Here is a 17,116-nt window from a genome sequence, read left to right as displayed (position 1 = left end):
ATATTATGAAGATAAGGAGTTTAATATGTTGTTTAGCTGCGATTGTAGGAATGGCAGCTTGTACCTCAGAAATGTCTGTCGATAATAAAGAACGTGTAGGTCTTTCAATCGCGTTGTCTGTCGGAGGTGAAGAAACGAAAGCTGTAGGTGAGATAGAGCCATATTATGAAGAAGTAAATGTTTTACGTTATCATGTAGCTATTTTTGAGGATGGTAAACGAATCGCACATGGCGAATATGGTGAAGGACAGTCGCAAGGTCTACAGAAAGTAGAAGGAACAGAAGGCATATCAACAGAGTATAAAGCTCATTTTGATAATATCCCGGAAGGTTCTATTTCTGTTTATGTGATTGCCAACTATCCCTCGACTTGGAATTTTAATGCTACCAAGTGGGATAACTTTTCAGGCTACCAGGCAGAGAGCGTCGTGACAGATCCTTTTCTTGCAGAACAGTTAGTAAAAGTCGGTTATAAAACTTTTATTGTAGGGAGAGAAACAACTGAACTGAGGTTGTCACTTGTTCAGCTATCAGCTGGTATTGATATGCTTCTTACACAATCGGGAGATGCTGGTTCGATGGAAGATGCAGATGAAACTAAGCATGAATATGTTTTTCAGGATGCATCGGCAGAGAAAGTGTATGATATAACCGATGAAAACGAAATTGAAGAAAGTATTGGTTTTGATGTAATAGAAAATACGATTAGTAAGTATTTGACTATTAAAGAGGCTAAGTATGCACGGGCATCTACTCTTATGAATTCCAATGGACAATGGAATGATGCAGGAAAAAAGTGGTTCAATAATGGAGCGACTGGTGGATCTGAAGGTGATAAAGTATATGAAAAACTTCACCCCGAGCGGGGAGTTCTTTATTTTCGTGCTAAGGTGAAAGAAGATGGTGCGAGAGATTATAATGATTATCTCACTGACTTCAAGATTGTAGCCTATGGGCGTGACGTCGATTGTGATGTTAAAGTTCCTGTAACAGGACTTCTGACAGGTGTGACAACGTTAACAGGGTTGAATAAAGAATCGGATATTGCAATATGGAGTAAAGAAGAACCGGAAAATACAAAATATCAGGCTCTTACGATGTCTTCCTTTAATACACGGTTTTATACTTACGAACCTGGTGAGAAAGATCTCATTTTGAGTGTAGTAGTAGGTACTGGGGAAAGTAAGAATGTGTATCGTAAGAAATACAGACAATACGGTTATAAGATTTATCGGGGGAGATGGATAAATGAACCCACTGATCATTATGCTTATGATTGGGCTGGACAACCCGAGACATTCCCGAAGGATGCGTGGCTTGAAGTTTCAAAAGGCGGTAGAGTTATTGATGGAGGGACGGGAACACCTATACGAACAGAAGCGGGAACCGGCGATCTTACTAATACAAAGACCTATTCATTGACAATTCCAGGATCAACAATAACGAAAGGCCATGTTTATCAGGTGAAAGGAACGTATAGCCCTTCTGTTGATGTAACTCCTGAAGTTGAATGGGAAGTGATAGATATGAAACAAGTGACTGTAAATCCAGATCCATTTGAATAAGCGTATAGAGATGTAATTGATTCAAGAATGAATGTGAATTAAAAAAATGAGAAATATGAAACGATATAATTTATATATTATCACCTTTATTTTGGGTTTGCTTCTTTTTAATGGATGCCAGGATGAGGATTTGATCAAGAAGAGTAATGTTAAGGTTGAAGAGGGAATACCTGTTGTAGCCAAGTTGTCTTTTTCATCGGAGAATAGAGATAATAAGGTGGTGACAAAAAGTGCGCTTCCTACAGCTACGGAGTATAAAGTACATGATTTGTATGTTTATGTCTTTAAGTTGGAAGGTAGTTCATACGTGAAAGAATTTGGTAGACAATTTAGTGAGGATGAGCTTAATATTACTTCACAGAAGGATGATACTGGTGGGACTACTGCTGGAACAGTTACGTTGGATATAACTTCCGGTGAGAAGAAGATTTTTGCGATTGCTAACGTGGGAGCTGAAAACCATTATCAGTTGACAAAAAAATTGGATGAGGTAACAACTTTGGATGAGTTGAATAGTTTAGCAGCAACATTAGCTGATGTGACGGTTCCTGTTGACCGTGGTAGCGGACGTTTCCTAATGAGTGGTTCTTTTGCTACAAATAAAAGTAATGCTACTGCTGCATTAACCGGTGGGGATATAGCAATCGATATGGATGGAAATTTGGTTTCAGATGGGAAAATTTATTTGATTCATCTTGACTCCCGTATGGATTTTAAAGTAAAGGCAGAACCTACTATCGGAAGGAAAGCGAATGGCGAAACAACCCAATCGATCACTTTTATACCGAAAGGATACCGTGTCGTGAATGTTCCTGTTTCTTCATTCCTGTTTGAAAAAACGTTTAATGCTTCAGAAGGAAGCACTCACGATGTGGTAGGCGATTCTCAAGATGCATCGGCAGCAGTTGGCTATAGTGATACAAAAGAAGATGGACAGTATGTGAATTTTGATGAGCTGACCATGGAGGAGAGCAATACTGTAGGTGGTAACTTCTCTTTTTATATGTTCGAGAATCGTAAACGTGCATTGAATAATATTACGGATTATGCTGAGAGAGAAAGACAGGAGAAAAATGCTTCTACTGGAAGAAATGAAGAGTATATAAATGCGCATAAGTATTCGACTTATGTTGAAATGACCGGCTCTTATTTCGAGAAGTACTTAGATGAGAACGGCGATCTTAAAGAAAAGACTGCAGAGGTTAAATATACGATTCATTTAGGGTTTGTAAATGGAGCAGCAGATTTCAGAAGCGAACGTAATACTCAATATACATATAATGTAAAGATTAAGGGTGTTGATAATATAGAATTGGAAGTGACTTCGTCTAATGATGAAGAATCAGGCGTAATAGAAAATCAACCGGGTGCAGAAGGTGATGTGGTAAAATCTAAACAGTTTTATTATGTGGATGCCCATTATGTAGTAGACCGGATTGTATTTAATAAAGATAATGTCTCTGATAATGCTTCTTTCCGGGTAAAAACACCGTTCGATAATGACGGACGTGGAGATGCAGCTAAGGATTATAAATGGGTTTGGTTTGTAAAGAATCAGAAGCAATATGTAGGAACGGGAGGTACAAAAAGATATATCTATTCAGGGTTGACTTATAGTGCTAATAGTAAACCGCAAGGATATTCCGCATATGCTGTAGCTGGATATAATTCTGGTTCAGTAAATGATCCTTATACACGGTCAAGTAAAGTTTCAAAAACTACTATTTCAAAAAGAACTTGGTACTACAAAAATGAAAGTGAAGAAACAATAAATGAATCTTATAGATGGCAGTATCCGTCATCTGGTTATGTTCCATTCCCTTCAAGCACTGCTGAAAGAATTAATATTAAAGAATTAATAACTCTGTTGAAAGAAAAGAAATCAGAACCAGTTAGTGAATATTCGTTATATGATTCTGATGGTAATGCTGCATTTACCGTATTTATAGATGAATACTATTATGATACGAATCCAATAAATAACAACAATGTTCATTGGAGTAAGTTTGCAAATGCTGATAACCGTGAAATGCATATTCTTTGTGATACGGAATATAGCTCCGATCATGAGAGTAGCTTGACGACATCTAATTTCCTGATCAGCCAGAAACCTATCAGAACATTTTATAATACTAATATGGCAACAGCTTGGGGGGTTGAATCGGTGAATGAACCTGTCTATAGTACAGCAAAAAGTGATGGACGTTTACCAATTGAAAGTGCAAGCAACATCAGTGATCGTTCCGGTTCTAATGGTCGGTATAATATGTTCAAGAATATCGGTTATACTTCCGGTTCTTCATGGTCTACTTATATAGATCCTGCTACAAATTATTTGAAAAAAGTAAATAATATAGCATTGTTGCAACAGGCTTGTCTTCAGAGAAACCGGGATTTAAATGGCGATGGCAAAATTACACATAATGAAGTGCGCTGGTATATGCCTGCAATCAATCAGATGACTGGTCTATTCCTTGGTAAAGATGCTCTTCCTTTGGAGGTACAGCTAATGAAGAATGGGGTTACTGTAACGAGAGATGAGGGCAAAACAGATAGTGGAAATTATCGTGATTTCCATTATACAAATAGCAATAATATCCAATTCTGGGCTGAAGAAGGTGCCGCAACAGGTTCCGAAAGTATGAATAATGGATATTGGGATTATCGCTGTGTGCGTAATTTGGGAGTTACATATAATAGTAATGATGCTCCTCAATTATCTAACGAGACTGCTGATTACGCAAGTCCTAAGTATCAAAGTGATGGATCGGTCTTGATAGATTTGTCAGCCGTTACTCCTAACGCCTTACGGGCAACTGATGATAAAGGCGAACCTCTCGCTATTACTGATGAGTTAAGTGAATATAACAGACCGTATAAGAGTTTCTATGTAGCAAGCGGTCTGACATCTTCAACTGTAAGTAAATCGGATGTTTATAAAAATTCTGTAAAAAATCCGTGTCCGAGTGGATGGCGTATGCCGAATATGAGAGAGTTGACATTGATAACAGCGTATAGTGGTTTCTCGTTCGGGGAAGCTATATTCTCTCAGACCATGTCTTCTTTAAGTTATAAAAAGTCAAAACAGAATGTTTACCATATAGTTGGAGGTGGAAATGTTTCTTTAGGAGATATAGGGAGTGCAGTTGTACGATGTGTAAAAGATAAAAAGTAATCTAACCTATCAAGGGACATTCAGTAAATGTCCTAAAAATAAAAGCAGGCATGTGTAAATGGTTGATGTCTTCCATTTCACATGCCATTTTTATTATAAATCTCCTCCTCAAAAGTTCAAATTAGATCTATATGGGTATGAAGTTCCGGAAGAAGCCAGTAAGCTTCTTACCAAGCGTGTGGCACGTTCCCGGCTGAGTTTGGGACGTAGGAGCTGTCGTTACTTCTCTTCCTTGGCCTGCCCTTGTGTATGTAGGAAGTGGCTATCGTTTAAGTGTCTTTCGTATGATAGCCAAACGACAATGATAATCAGCTGTATATTCAAGTTGTTCCTTATAGAAGGAATGCAGATCGTCCGTCTGATGAAGAAGTTTCTCCTGTAGGTTTATCAGTTGTCTTTTCAGCATTTTGGAACGGAATGCCTTACGCTTGCGTTTCTTGCTATGGGTCAGATAGGCATGGTTTACATCACCGAATTTGTTTCTCGGATGCTGGTACCAATTCTCTGACAATCCTTGTAGAGGTGCCTGTAAAGCCACTTCACGCTTTTCCACAATAGTTTCAGGTCTGTAAGATGGCAGATGTAGCTCTCGTAACAGGTGGCATCGGTCATACATATATGAAGATTTCCCAGATAGGGACGCTAAAGTCCACAGAGGAAGAGGCTTTGCCTCTAAATCTTTTAAACCGTCTGCTTCAACAGACGGCGAAAGAGAGGCTGAGGGGGCTTTGGGGATTGCTGATACTGATAGCTATACTTATATGAGAGACGGTATTGAAACGTATATCCGTATTCTTTTGAGGAATATTTGAATGCGAAAGGAGTCGTTCTGCCGGTATGGAAGTGGTTACTGATGAAATTATAGGTGTTTCTATCGTCCCGTCCCTTTTTCATCGGTATTTATATCACGGCATCTATTCTTGGTAGCTTTGCCCGTGAAACTTGAAACGTGCACCTATCGCGCGTGGTAAAGACTTATTATACTTTTGTATCGGAATAAACTGTTTTGTTTGCGATGTTGTTTAATATGGAATAGAAAAATAAAAGATAATTAAAAATGAAGTGTATGAAAAAAGTACTTTTCCTCTTTTTGCTTCTGGCTGGCATGACGAATGTCTACGGACAGAAGTTTGCGGTGAAGTCAAACTTGCTGTACGACGCGACTGCAACGATCAACTTGGGGGTTGAGATGGGATTGAGCAAGAAGTGGACACTGGACTTGTCCGGTAACTACAACGGATGGAAGTTTGGCGACGACATGCGATGGAAACACTGGATGGTCCAGCCGGAAGCACGTTATTGGCTGTGTGAGAAGTTTAACGGACATTTTCTGGGGGTTCATGCCCATTATGCCGATTATAATGTCGGCGGGATAAAGTTTCTGAGTAAAAATATGGAAAACTATCGTTACCAGGGAAATCTCTATGGAGCCGGCTTGTCCTATGGCTACCAGTGGCTGCTGAGCAACCGTTGGAGCATGGAGGCGGTGATCGGTATCGGATGGGCACATCTGGATTACGATAAATATCCGTGCGCTTCGTGCGGCACGATTCAGAAGAGCGAAACGAAAGACTATTTCGGGGTAACGAAAGCAGCTCTTTCTATTATTTACTTTATTAAATAATCGGAGCTATGAAGAAAACAATGAAATTATATATGGCAGCAGCTCTGTTGGCTGTCGTTTCGCCGGCAATCCTGGCTCAGGCCCCGGTAAAAGTGGTTTGTAACGAACTGAAACAGAAAGGGAACGAATTGGTGATCGATGCCGTGATCACGGTCGACGGCAACCAGATCAAATCCCGTGAGAATCTTTCCCTGACACCGGTCCTGGAATCGGCTTCGCAGAAAGAAGGTTTGCCTTCCATCCTGCTGAACGGCCGGATCAGCCAGAAGGTGTATGACCGCGAGATCGCGTTGAATAACTTGCAGGATGAACCCCGTTTTTTGGTCGTGCAGGCCGGAAAGAGTGAAAGCGTCATCAACTATAAGACGGTTATTCCTTTCGAATCATGGATGAAGGATGCCCGTTTCGTGCTGGTCCCGAACATGTGCGGCTGTGGAAAAGAGGAGCAGGGCGCACCGCTCGTGATAGCCGACAAGGTCCTGACCCGTCCCGACAAGCGGTATGAGGTGCAGCCTACGCTGGCTTATATCTCTCCGGAGGCGGAAACGGTTAAACATCGTGCCGAGGTGGGGACTGCTTATCTGGACTTCCAGGTGGGTAGATATGCGATCCTGCCGGACTTCCGTAACAATGCGGTGGAACTGGCCAAGATCGATAATACGATTAAGACGGTTACGGACGATAAGAATATTACTCCGAACGGTATTATCCTGAAAGGGTACGCTTCGCCGGAAGGTTCTTATAAATCTAATGCGTTGCTGGCTGAAAACCGTGTAAAGGCTTTGCGTGGCTATATTGAAAAGAAACATGATTTCAAATCCAGCTTCTTCAAACTGGAAACAGTGCCCGAAGATTGGGCCGGTTTCAAAGCTAAGGTAGAAGCCGACAAGCAGGTTCCTGACCGGGATGCTGTATTGGCTATTATCGATAGCGATAAAGATCCGGATAAGAAAGAGGCCGAGTTGAGAGCGTTGAATGGTGGAGCTGCCTACCGCTATGTATTGGCTGGCATTTTCCCGTCGTTGCGCCGTTCGGAATATCAGATTGATTATACGGTACGTGAGTTTACAGTGGAAGAGGGTCGCGAAATTATCAAGACGCGTCCGCAGCAGTTAAGCCTGAGCGAAATGTTTGCTGTAGCTAACAGTTATCAAATCGGAAGCAAAGAATATAATGATGTATTCGAAACAGCCGTTCGTCTGTATAGCGACGACCCGGTTGCCAACCTGAATGCTGCCAATATCGCCTTGTCGAAAAAGGATTTAGGTTCCGCCCGTAATTACCTGGCAAAGGCTGGCAATAGCCCTGAAGCGATCCATGCCCGCGGTGTATTGAACTTGATGGAAGGGAACTTGACCGAAGCAAGCAAGCTGCTGGAGCAGGCAAAAGCTGCCGGTGTGAAGGACGCTGCTGCCAATTTGGACGAATTACGCAAGAAAGAGGCCGATAATCAGCTATTTGATAGCTTTGAGTAGTATAATTGATACTTTTGCATGGTGACGATTATGCGATAAGCCTATATCTTTGTGATATAAATATTGCATATAATAAATTGAGAAATTAAAGAAAGTACGATTATGGAGCATATAGCGGATGTCGAAAAAGTTCTGATGAACGAGATAGACAACCAACATGGTGTCTACTTATATCTCGAAGGTGATGCATGGTGCGCGTATGAACGTTCTGCTTATTATTTGGCCAGATTGAATGTGCCGGTAGTATTACAGAAAGAAGTAATTCGCGAGGGGTACGATGTAGTTTTGTTAAAAGCTCTTTTTGCAGTGGACGACATGTGTTTGCCACTGGCTCCCAAAACGGAGTTGAAAAGGGTGGCAGATGATAAGTTGCAGTTCCACATCTATGACAGTATCGAAGGTTTTCCCGAATGGAAGGCTTCTCAGTTGAATAGATTGCCCGCATAAGCAGGTGGAATTGTATAAAAAATTGAGGAAGTCTATAAACAGCCGTGAGGCTTGAATACTAAGTTGTAAAATTGAGGGTGTATTTTGTCCCGAAGGCTGATCGAAAGATCCCCTTCGGGACTTTTTTATTCTAAGAAGATTTGAACCTGTAAATGATGATTTACCGGTGTGATCCCTGTTCCCGCGCTTGACGCGGGATCGCATTAGGACCGGCCATATAAACATCGATCGATAAGGTCTGTTTTTTTGCGATCCCGCGTCAAGCGCGGGAACAAGGCAGAACTACATTATTTAGAGGGTGCGGTAAACTATGATCCGGGCGTCCGGTGAGAGGGTGACGGTGAAGTTGTTGCCTGTCGCCTCGTTTAATGTGCCTTGCCACCAGGCGGTCAGTTGGCGATTGTGGATGGGCCAACGCAGTCCGGATATCGAGATCCTGCCGGAAGGGGCAAGGGAGAAAAGGGACACTTGGGTTCCGGGTTTGCTTGCCAGTGTCGTTGTTTGCCGGATAGGGGTGAAAATCCCATAGTCCGAGAGCATCTCTACCCGGCGGAACAGCGGGGCGTAGTCCATCAGCAGGGAGATATTGCCTAACGTATGGTCTTCGCGCAACCCGGTAGCCCCTAAGATCAGGACTTCCTGCTGCCCGGACCGGTGGGCGAAACGGACGGATTTCGTTAGGTCGTTTATTTCCTGGTCCTCCACGATATGGATGCGGTCGGCATAGCGCTCGCGGAAGCGGGACGGGATGCTGTCCAGGTCGCCGACGATGGCTGCCGGGGTGACGCCCGCTTTGTCCAATGCCTCGACAGCCCCGTCACAGGCGATGACAACAGAGGCTTCGTGCAAAAGACGAAGCGGTAAGGCTGTTTGAGGAAAGCTGCCGTTTGCCACGACTACGCAATTATAAGGCGTTATCATTTGTTCTTATTCCTTTCTTTTTCCATGTGTATAATCCTACTGCCGCCAGTATGGCGTAGCAAATATAGAGAAACATTGTGGGATAGAGCTCACGCAGGTAATAAAGATAGACGGACACGCAGTTGACGATGATCCAGAATATCCAGTGTTCGATGATCCGGCGGGCCAGCATCCAGGTGGCGACGATCCCGACGGCGGTGGTAAAAGCATCGCCTACCGGTATCGGCGAATCGGTGAAATCATGCAGGACGTAATAGAGCAGCGTGTACAAGGCGAGGATGGCGCAACTGATCCGGGCAAAAAGGCGGAACGTCATGTTGCGGTAGAGGATCACCTCTTGGGAGGAGGCGGCTTCTCCGGTTCCGGCCTTTTCGACCGTACGCCTGCGTGTCCACTGCCAGAAGCCGTATATGCTGATGGCTACATAATATATGTTCAATCCCATATCCGCATATATCTTCGAAAAGAAAAAGACAAAAACATAGACAAGGGAAGTGAGGAAACCTACCACCCACATGGCACGATGCTGCCTGATCTCCAAAAACAGATAAAGCAGCCCGGTCAATACTCCGAAATATTCCAATAGTTGCATTCCGGCAAGCCCCTCTTATATTCGGGGCAAAGAAACGAAAAAAACGGGTAATGACCAAATATTGAAATCTGGGCTTAAAGAAAGAAATAATGGTGAAATTCATCCTCTGTCATAATAATACAAGGAGTTTTTTTGCCTATGAATAACCTGTTGAAGTGGCTGCGAGCCTGATTTTTGACATTCTCTTTAAATATGAAAATGTATTCTGGATGAACGGCGCAATCGGATAAAAGATCTTTTGAATGAACGATCTTGTCGAGAATTTCTTGTTTACCGATATTCTTAGGGTTCTTATAGTTGAAACGCAATTCTACCAAAAGCATCTTTTTAGATGAAGCCTCGATGCCTATTGTTATATCCATAGTGGCTTGTGGGCTGTTTTTGTGTTGCTTTTTTTCTATTTTATCCAAGTTTATACATGTTTCATTTTGACAAAACAGATTTCCTTTGCCTCCTTCTTGTGTGAAGCAATCGGATATGAGTTGCAGGCAGTCTTTATGCTGGCAACTTAATCGGTGGGTTTCGGTTACTTCTTTAGAATATTTCATTATTTGCTTCTCCATATTGGTTGATCCTGTCGATGGCGATATTGAAAGAACCGAATATCTCATCGATTTCCGACCCTAATGCTTTATATATGTATGTCTCTTCTTCGGTTTTCTCGGCTAAATAGAAATTCATATTATCGGATATCTTTTCCTTTTCTGATATATATTTCAAAGCGCTGATCATGTCCGGGTTATGGCTGGCAATCAGGAATTTCACCCCCAGTTCTTTATTCAGTAAGGTGATGATACGTGCAAATTCAACAATCCATTGCGGATGCAGGTGGGCTTCCGGCTCATCGATGATCAATAATGTTTTGTTGTCGAGATATCCGTTTTTCAATAATATTTGCAGGATTGCGAACGATTTGATACCTGTCGCACAATCCAGCAGATTTATAATTAATCCGTCTTTACGCTGATAGACAAAACGATCGAAAATAGATTTTGTATCGAAAGAGGCTTCTCCTTCCAAGATGTTTTCGGAAAGAAGCCGATAGATGTTTTCTGAATTCAAGGACTTGTTTTCACCTCCTTGCCGGAGTGTCTCGTTCAGAAAATCCCAATGTGGTATATGGGTTGATGATAGTCCGATGGCCATCGGAGTATCGATATATAAAACTTTATCGATCGATCTGAAATGCAAAAGTCGCTGCCGTTGATAATTCGTGATGCCGACACCATATTCATATAAATTGAATTTATCAGTTATATCTTCATTGTTGAAGAAGGTTTTAATATATCCGGTAAATACTTCTGTATTCCTATTCCTGACACTTGCAGCGGCATAATTCTGTACCTTTATAATAGAATCCAGTATTTCATGGATAAGGCTGCTCCAGTCTTTGTCTTTAGCTTCGGGAATAGCAAAATTACTTGATAATATTGTTCTTAACCGGGTGAAAAAGGGATCATTTTTATCTGCTCCATCCATGTTGACAGCAGTATAATAATTAACTGTAAGCGTCTGTGCTATAGTTGATATAGCAGATATGATTTTGGGGATATTCGGAACTGTATATTGGTACTTCTCTGGCATGAAAGTATCGGAAGAAGGTACTAATGACGAAAGATCGTTTGAAATATCCGTGAATATTTCGAGTGTCTTTTTGTAAAAAGCGAGTAATGGCCTATAGATGATATCTTCGTACTGGTTGATCGTCTGAATGGAATGGTATGTAAGTTTGGCAATCGTGCTTTTCCCACATCCGTTTTCACCGGAAAGGACTGTGATTCCGTTCAATGCAATTTTAGCTTTCTGAATAGCTCTGTAATCCTTTATTTCTAATTCGATCAAATGCTCTGACATACGCTTATTATTGAGATATATGTACAAATGTACGCGATAATTCCCATAACATGCAGAAAAAATATATATTTATTTGAAAACTCACTGATTATTTGTATATTTGCGGGCGATTAAGCGAAGATGAGGAGGGGGCGGGCAGTCCCCTTCTTTTGTTCTTAACTGTATGTATATGATTGAAAAGGACGTGATAAGTCAGTTGGTAGAAGAGAAATTAGCTTCTTCCGGCAATTATTTAGTAGATGTAGTAATTAAACCAGGTAACCTGATTATTATAGAAATAGATAATGATGAGGGTGTTTGTATCGACGACTGCGCGGAGTTGAGCCGCTATGTGGAAGGTCACCTGGACCGGGATGCGGAAGACTTCGAGTTGGAAGTCGGTTCCGCAGGTATAACATCTCCGTTTAAAGTGCTTCGCCAGTATGTAAAAAATATAGGCAACGAAGTGGAAATGCTGCTTAAAAACGGCACGAAGCTGACCGGCGTGTTGAAGTCGGCTGACGAAAACGGGGTGGTAGTCACTGTTGAAAAACAAGTGAAGCCCGAAGGGGCCAAGCGTAAGGTGACTGTCCAGGAAGACCAGTCATATACATTCGATGAAATAAAATATACAAAATACCTAATAAGATTCAAGTAAAAAGATTATGGCCAAGAAAGAGGAAACAATCAGTATGATTGACACACTTGCTGAGTTCAAGGAGTTGAAAAATATAGATAAAGATACGATGATCAGCGTGTTGGAAGACTCATTCCGCAACGTGATCGCTAAAATGTTCGGTACGGATGAAAATTACGACGTAATTATCAACCCGGAAAAAGGTGACTTCGAAATTTGGAGAAACCGTACGGTTGTCGCCGATGACGAACTGGAAGATGGAAATCTTCAGCTGACACTGACCGAGGCCCGTAAGATCGATGCCGACTGTGAAGTGGGCGAAGAGGTGACCGACGAAGTGCATTTTGCCGATTTCGGACGTCGCGCCATCCTGAACCTGCGCCAGACGCTGGCTTCAAAGATACTTGAATTGCAGAAAGACAGCTTGTTTGCTAAATATAAGGATAAAATCGGCAACATCATCGCAGCCGATGTTTACCAGGTATGGAAGAAAGAGATCCTGTTGTTGGACGATGAGGGTAATGAGTTGCTGCTCCCGAAAACAGAACAGATCCCGACAGACTTTTATCGCAAAGGTGAAACCGTACGTGCCATCGTACAGCGGGTGGATAACTACAACAACAATCCGAAGATCATTCTTTCCCGTACTGACAAATTATTCCTGCAGCGTTTGTTCGAACTTGAAGTGCCGGAAATCAACGATGGTCTGATCACCATCAAGGCGATTGCCCGTATTCCGGGAGAGAGAGCAAAAGTGGCCGTTGAGTCGTACGATGACCGTATCGACCCGGTCGGCGCCTGCGTCGGAATGAAAGGTTCCCGTATTCACGGTATCGTTCGCGAGCTGAGAAACGAGAATATCGATGTCATTAATTATACATCCAATGTATCGCTGTTTATCCAGCGTGCATTAAGCCCGGCAAAAATTTCCTCTATACGAGTGAACGAAGAAGAACGTAAGGCAGAGGTTTATCTTCGTCCTGAAGAAGTTTCATTGGCTATCGGTAAAGGTGGTTTGAATATCAAGCTCGCCTGTATGCTGACCGAATATGCCATCGATGTCTTCCGCGATGTGGAAGGTGCAGATGAAGAGGACATCTATCTGGATGAATTCTCGGATGAAATTGACAGCTGGGTAATCGAAGCACTGAAGAATATCGGGTGCTACACGGCGAAGAGCGTATTGGCTATGAGCCGTGAAGAGATTATAGAACGTGCCGACCTCGAAGAACAGACTGTTGACGAGGTACTTGCTATCTTATCTGCCGAATTTGAAGAAGAACAGGATGAAACCCAGGAATAAGTATTACGACAAAGTTTGATATGCCCATAAAATTAATACAAGTACAAAGGAAATTAAATGTAGGAATCAACACGGTTGTTGAGTTTCTACGCAAGAAAGGGTTCGAGGTTGAGGATAACAATCCCAACACGCGAATCGGTGATGAACAGTATGCTTTGCTCGTAAAAGAGTTTGGAAAAGATTTACCGAACGGCGGACGTGAGCGTGAACGGGTTGTGCCCGAACGGCCTCACAGGGAAGCTTCTTCTGTGAAAGAAGAAAGGAACTCGGAAATAAAGACTGTAATACCGGAAGAATTCAAGCCCAAAATCGTGACGAAGGGCCGGATCGATCTGGACAGACCGCATAAAAAAGCGCAGGAGGTACAGCATCAGCCTGTTTCCGCTCCTGTGGAAAAGAAAGTGGAGAAGCCTGTGGAGGCGGTCTCTGCCACAAAAACTGCTGAAGCTCCGGTTCAGGAGGTGAAAGCCCCTGAAGCAAAAGTTCCCGAAGTGAAAGCGCCTGAAGTGAAGGCGCCTGAGGCAAAAATGCCTGAAGCGAAAGTTACGGAAGTGAAACAGCAGCCTGAGGAGATAAAAGAAGAAAAAGTTATAGTAGTGGAAAAGGAACCAGCAGAAGTGATTAAACCGGAGCCTGTACAGGAGCCGAAAGCTGCAAATGTAGAGTCAACGACCGCGAAATCCGAGGAACCGGCGGCATCTGCCGGCAACGGTTCTGATGAGGAATTATTCCGGTTGAATACTCCGAAGTTCGAGTCGAAAATCAAGGTAACAGGGAAGATAGACCTGAACGCGTTGAATCAGTCTACCCGTCCGAAGAAAAAGACGAAGGAAGAACGCAAGAAAGAGCGCGAAGACAAGCGCGAGAAGTTTGCCGGTAACAAACCGGGGCAACAGTCGGGTAACGGGCCTTTCAACAAGGGACCGAAAGATGCGACGGCAAGACCCGGCGCTCCTGTTAAACCGGGAGAAGGCGGTGCGGATGCGAAGAAAAAACGCAACCGTATCAAGAAAGACCGTGTAGACGTTAATAATACGCCGGGAACCAATGCACGCCCGTCACGTCCGAACGACGATCGCAAGCCGCGCCTGCGCAAGCCGGTGAAAGCCGAGATCAGCGAGGAAGATGTACAGAAGCAGGTAAAGGAAACCCTGGCCCGCCTGACCAACAAGGGCAACAAGAATAACAAGGGAGCCAAGTACCGTCGTGACAAACGTGATGCTTTCCAGAAGCGTGAACACGAACTGATGGAACAGGAAGAAATGGAAAGCAAGGTGTTGAAGCTGACGGAGTTCGTTACCGCCAACGACCTTGCCAACATGATGGATGTGCCTGTTACCAAGGTTATCGGAACTTGTATGAGCATCGGTATCATGGTTTCCATCAACCAGCGCCTGGATGCGGAAACTATTAATATTGTAGCTGAAGAATTCGGCTTCAAGACCGAATATGTCAGTGCCGAAGTGGTGGAAGCCATCAAGGCCGACGAAGAAGAAGACAACGAAGAAGACTGGGTGGCACGTCCCCCTATCGTAACTGTGATGGGACACGTCGACCACGGTAAGACTTCTTTGCTGGATAACATCCGTAATGCAAACGTAATTGCCGGTGAGGCCGGAGGTATCACGCAGCACATCGGCGCTTACAACGTGAAGTTGCAGAGCGGACGCCGTATCACCTTCTTGGATACGCCGGGTCACGAGGCCTTTACCGCCATGCGTGCCCGTGGAGCCAAGGTGACGGATATCGCAATTATCATTGTGGCTGCCGACGATAATGTCATGCCGCAAACCGTCGAGGCGATCAACCATGCTTCGGCTGCCGGCGTTCCTATCGTATTTGCCATCAATAAGATCGATAAGCCGCATGCCAACCCTGACAAGATCAAGGAGGAACTGGCTAACATGAATTACCTGGTTGAAGACTGGGGCGGTAAGTACCAGAGCCAGGAAATTTCAGCCAAGAAAGGCATGGGTGTAGAAGAACTGCTGGAAAAAGTATTGCTGGAAGCCGACTTGCTCGACTTGAAGGCTAATCCGAAAAGACGTGCCGTTGGTTCCATCATCGAGTCTTCACTCGACAAAGGACGTGGATATGTTTCTACCGTGCTGGTTGAAAACGGAACGCTGAAAGTCGGTGATATCGTATTGGCCGGAACCCATTTCGGTCGTGTAAAAGCGATGTTCAACGAACGTAACCAGCGTATCGAACAGGCCGGCCCTTCCGAACCGGCTCTGATCCTCGGTCTGAACGGCGCTCCGCAGGCCGGCGATACATTCAACGTGCTGGAAACAGACCAGGAAGCCCGCGAAATCGCCAACCGTCGCGAACAGTTGCAGCGCGAGTTAGGTCTGCGTACGCAGAAGATGCTGACCCTGGATGATATCGGCCGCCGTATCGCAGTCGGCAACTTCCAGGAACTGAACGTGATCGTGAAGGGTGACGTGGACGGTTCCGTAGAAGCGTTGTCCGACTCCCTGATCCGTCTGTCTACAGACGAAATCCAGGTGAACGTGATCCACAAGGCTGTCGGCCAGATCTCCGAATCGGATGTCGTACTGGCTGCCGCTTCTTCCGCTATCATCATCGGATTCCAGGTGCGTCCGGCATTGCCCGCACGCCGTCTGGCAGAGAAAGAAGGGGTTGAAATCCGTCTGTACTCGATCATCTACGATGCGATCGAAGAAGTGAAGAGCGCTATGGAAGGTATGCTTTCACCGGAAATCAAGGAAGAGATCACGGCCAACGTGGAAGTACAGCAGGTATTCAAGATCACGAAAGTGGGTACGATTGCCGGATGTATGGTACGTGAAGGCAAGATCAAACGCTCGAACAAAGTGCGCGTGATCCGTGACGGTATCGTGGTCCATTCCGGTGAACTGGAATCTTTGAAACGTTTCAAGGACGATGTGAAGGAAGTGGTTGCCGGATTGGATTGTGGTTTGAACATAGTGAACTACAATGATATCCAGGTAGGCGATATTATCGAGGCATACGAAGAAACGGAAATCAAGAAGACATTGTAAACATGAACTGGTTGGACATTACATTGCTATGTCTGGCAGGAATAGGATTTGTGAAAGGCCTGTTTGATGGAGTCATCAAACAGGTTGTTTCGCTTATAGCCCTCTTGGTCGGGATTTTTTTCTGTACGAAGGCGGCGCTCTGGCTGCGCGGATATATACTGGCATTGGGCTGGTTTCCCGAACAAGGGGTGACGGTGCTCAGCTACGTGGCAGGGTTCCTGTTGATCGTGGGTGTCATATTGCTGGCGGGTGAGATTCTGACCCGTGTCGTGGGAGCGACGCCGCTGAGCGTCCTGAACCATTTGGCGGGCGGTGTCTTGGGGCTTTGCTTTATGATGGCATTCGTCAGCCTCCTGCTGAACAGCCTGGAGATGATAGACCGCGGATCGGTCCTGATCCCGCGCGAGGCAAAGGTCGAATCCCGTTTTTATAATTCAGTCAAAGAAATAATCCCAACCATTTACTTCCAAAACTTGTTTTTTAAGGAGGAATAGGTTTCATAAATTGAACAATATATA

14 protein-coding genes are annotated in these 17,116 nt (G+C 44.0%); 9 read left to right on the top strand and 5 right to left on the bottom strand.

Features of this window, described 5'->3' with window-relative positions:
* Nucleotides 1-5 precede the first annotated feature (5 nt).
* Both H8S65_RS10950 and H8S65_RS10945 read left to right on the top strand, forming a co-directional pair.
* Complete coding sequence (locus H8S65_RS10950) at nt 6-1,565, top strand: hypothetical protein (protein ID WP_186930018.1); 1,560 nt, start codon at nt 6-8, stop codon at nt 1,563-1,565.
* A 55-nt stretch (nt 1,566-1,620) separates the two neighbouring features.
* Entirely contained in the window at nt 1,621-4,740 is a 3,120-nt protein-coding gene (locus H8S65_RS10945; RefSeq protein WP_186930017.1) for a DUF4906 domain-containing protein, read from the top strand.
* A gap of 262 nt (nt 4,741-5,002) precedes the next feature.
* On the opposite strand, the gene H8S65_RS10940 is transcribed toward H8S65_RS10945, so the two are convergent.
* On the bottom strand, nt 5,003-5,293 hold the full coding sequence (locus H8S65_RS10940) for a hypothetical protein (protein WP_186930016.1): 291 nt from the start codon (nt 5,291-5,293) through the stop codon (nt 5,003-5,005).
* A gap of 513 nt (nt 5,294-5,806) precedes the next feature.
* On the opposite strand from H8S65_RS10940, the gene H8S65_RS10935 reads away from it, so the two are divergent.
* The 3 genes from H8S65_RS10935 to H8S65_RS10925 all read left to right on the top strand — a co-directional run bounded on the left by H8S65_RS10935 (nt 5,807) and on the right by H8S65_RS10925 (nt 8,286).
* Nucleotides 5,807-6,364, top strand: coding sequence for a DUF3575 domain-containing protein (locus tag H8S65_RS10935; protein WP_186930015.1), 558 nt, complete (start codon nt 5,807-5,809; stop codon nt 6,362-6,364).
* An 8-nt stretch (nt 6,365-6,372) separates the two neighbouring features.
* Nucleotides 6,373-7,839, top strand: coding sequence for a DUF3868 domain-containing protein (locus H8S65_RS10930; RefSeq protein WP_186930014.1), 1,467 nt, complete (start codon nt 6,373-6,375; stop codon nt 7,837-7,839).
* A gap of 102 nt (nt 7,840-7,941) precedes the next feature.
* Complete coding sequence (locus H8S65_RS10925; RefSeq protein WP_186930013.1) at nt 7,942-8,286, top strand: hypothetical protein; 345 nt, start codon at nt 7,942-7,944, stop codon at nt 8,284-8,286.
* 291 nt (nt 8,287-8,577) lie between these two features.
* On the opposite strand, the gene H8S65_RS10920 is transcribed toward H8S65_RS10925, so the two are convergent.
* The 4 genes from H8S65_RS10920 to H8S65_RS10905 form a co-directional block, all read right to left on the bottom strand.
* On the bottom strand, nt 8,578-9,207 hold the full coding sequence (locus H8S65_RS10920; protein WP_186930012.1) for a thiamine diphosphokinase: 630 nt from the start codon (nt 9,205-9,207) through the stop codon (nt 8,578-8,580).
* Nucleotides 9,191-9,799 (bottom strand): nicotinamide riboside transporter PnuC, encoded by a 609-nt coding sequence (gene pnuC / locus H8S65_RS10915; protein ID WP_186930011.1) that lies wholly within the window; start codon nt 9,797-9,799, stop codon nt 9,191-9,193. Before pnuC ends, H8S65_RS10920 begins: the two co-directional genes overlap by 17 nt.
* 74 nt (nt 9,800-9,873) lie before the next feature.
* Nucleotides 9,874-10,362, bottom strand: a complete 489-nt coding sequence (locus H8S65_RS10910) for a hypothetical protein (RefSeq protein ID WP_186930010.1) — start codon at nt 10,360-10,362, stop codon at nt 9,874-9,876.
* Nucleotides 10,334-11,653, bottom strand: a complete 1,320-nt coding sequence (locus H8S65_RS10905) for an AAA family ATPase (RefSeq protein ID WP_186930009.1) — start codon at nt 11,651-11,653, stop codon at nt 10,334-10,336. The genes H8S65_RS10910 and H8S65_RS10905 overlap by 29 nt, the downstream gene beginning before the upstream one ends.
* A 169-nt stretch (nt 11,654-11,822) precedes the next feature.
* Between H8S65_RS10905 and rimP the strand changes: the two genes are divergently transcribed.
* From rimP to H8S65_RS10885, 4 genes are read left to right on the top strand one after another with little or no spacing between them, the layout of a single operon-like run.
* Entirely contained in the window at nt 11,823-12,290 is a 468-nt protein-coding gene (gene rimP / locus H8S65_RS10900) for a ribosome assembly cofactor RimP (RefSeq protein WP_186930008.1), read from the top strand.
* A gap of 7 nt (nt 12,291-12,297) precedes the next feature.
* A complete protein-coding gene (gene nusA / locus H8S65_RS10895; protein ID WP_186930007.1) occupies nt 12,298-13,572 on the top strand; it encodes a transcription termination factor NusA in 1,275 nt (424 codons plus the stop codon).
* A gap of 20 nt (nt 13,573-13,592) precedes the next feature.
* A complete protein-coding gene (gene infB, locus H8S65_RS10890; RefSeq protein WP_186930006.1) occupies nt 13,593-16,598 on the top strand; it encodes a translation initiation factor IF-2 in 3,006 nt (1,001 codons plus the stop codon).
* 2 nt (nt 16,599-16,600) lie between these two features.
* The gene (locus H8S65_RS10885) at nt 16,601-17,092 is read left to right on the top strand and encodes a CvpA family protein (protein WP_186930005.1); all 492 of its coding nucleotides are present in this window, start codon (nt 16,601-16,603) and stop codon (nt 17,090-17,092) included.
* Nucleotides 17,093-17,116: the final 24 nt, after the last annotated feature.

The organism is Parabacteroides hominis (assembly GCF_014287585.1).
In the GTDB taxonomy this organism is placed as follows: Bacteria; Bacteroidota; Bacteroidia; order Bacteroidales; family Tannerellaceae; genus Parabacteroides; species Parabacteroides hominis.
This window is presented reverse-complemented; position numbering and strand designations above follow the sequence as displayed.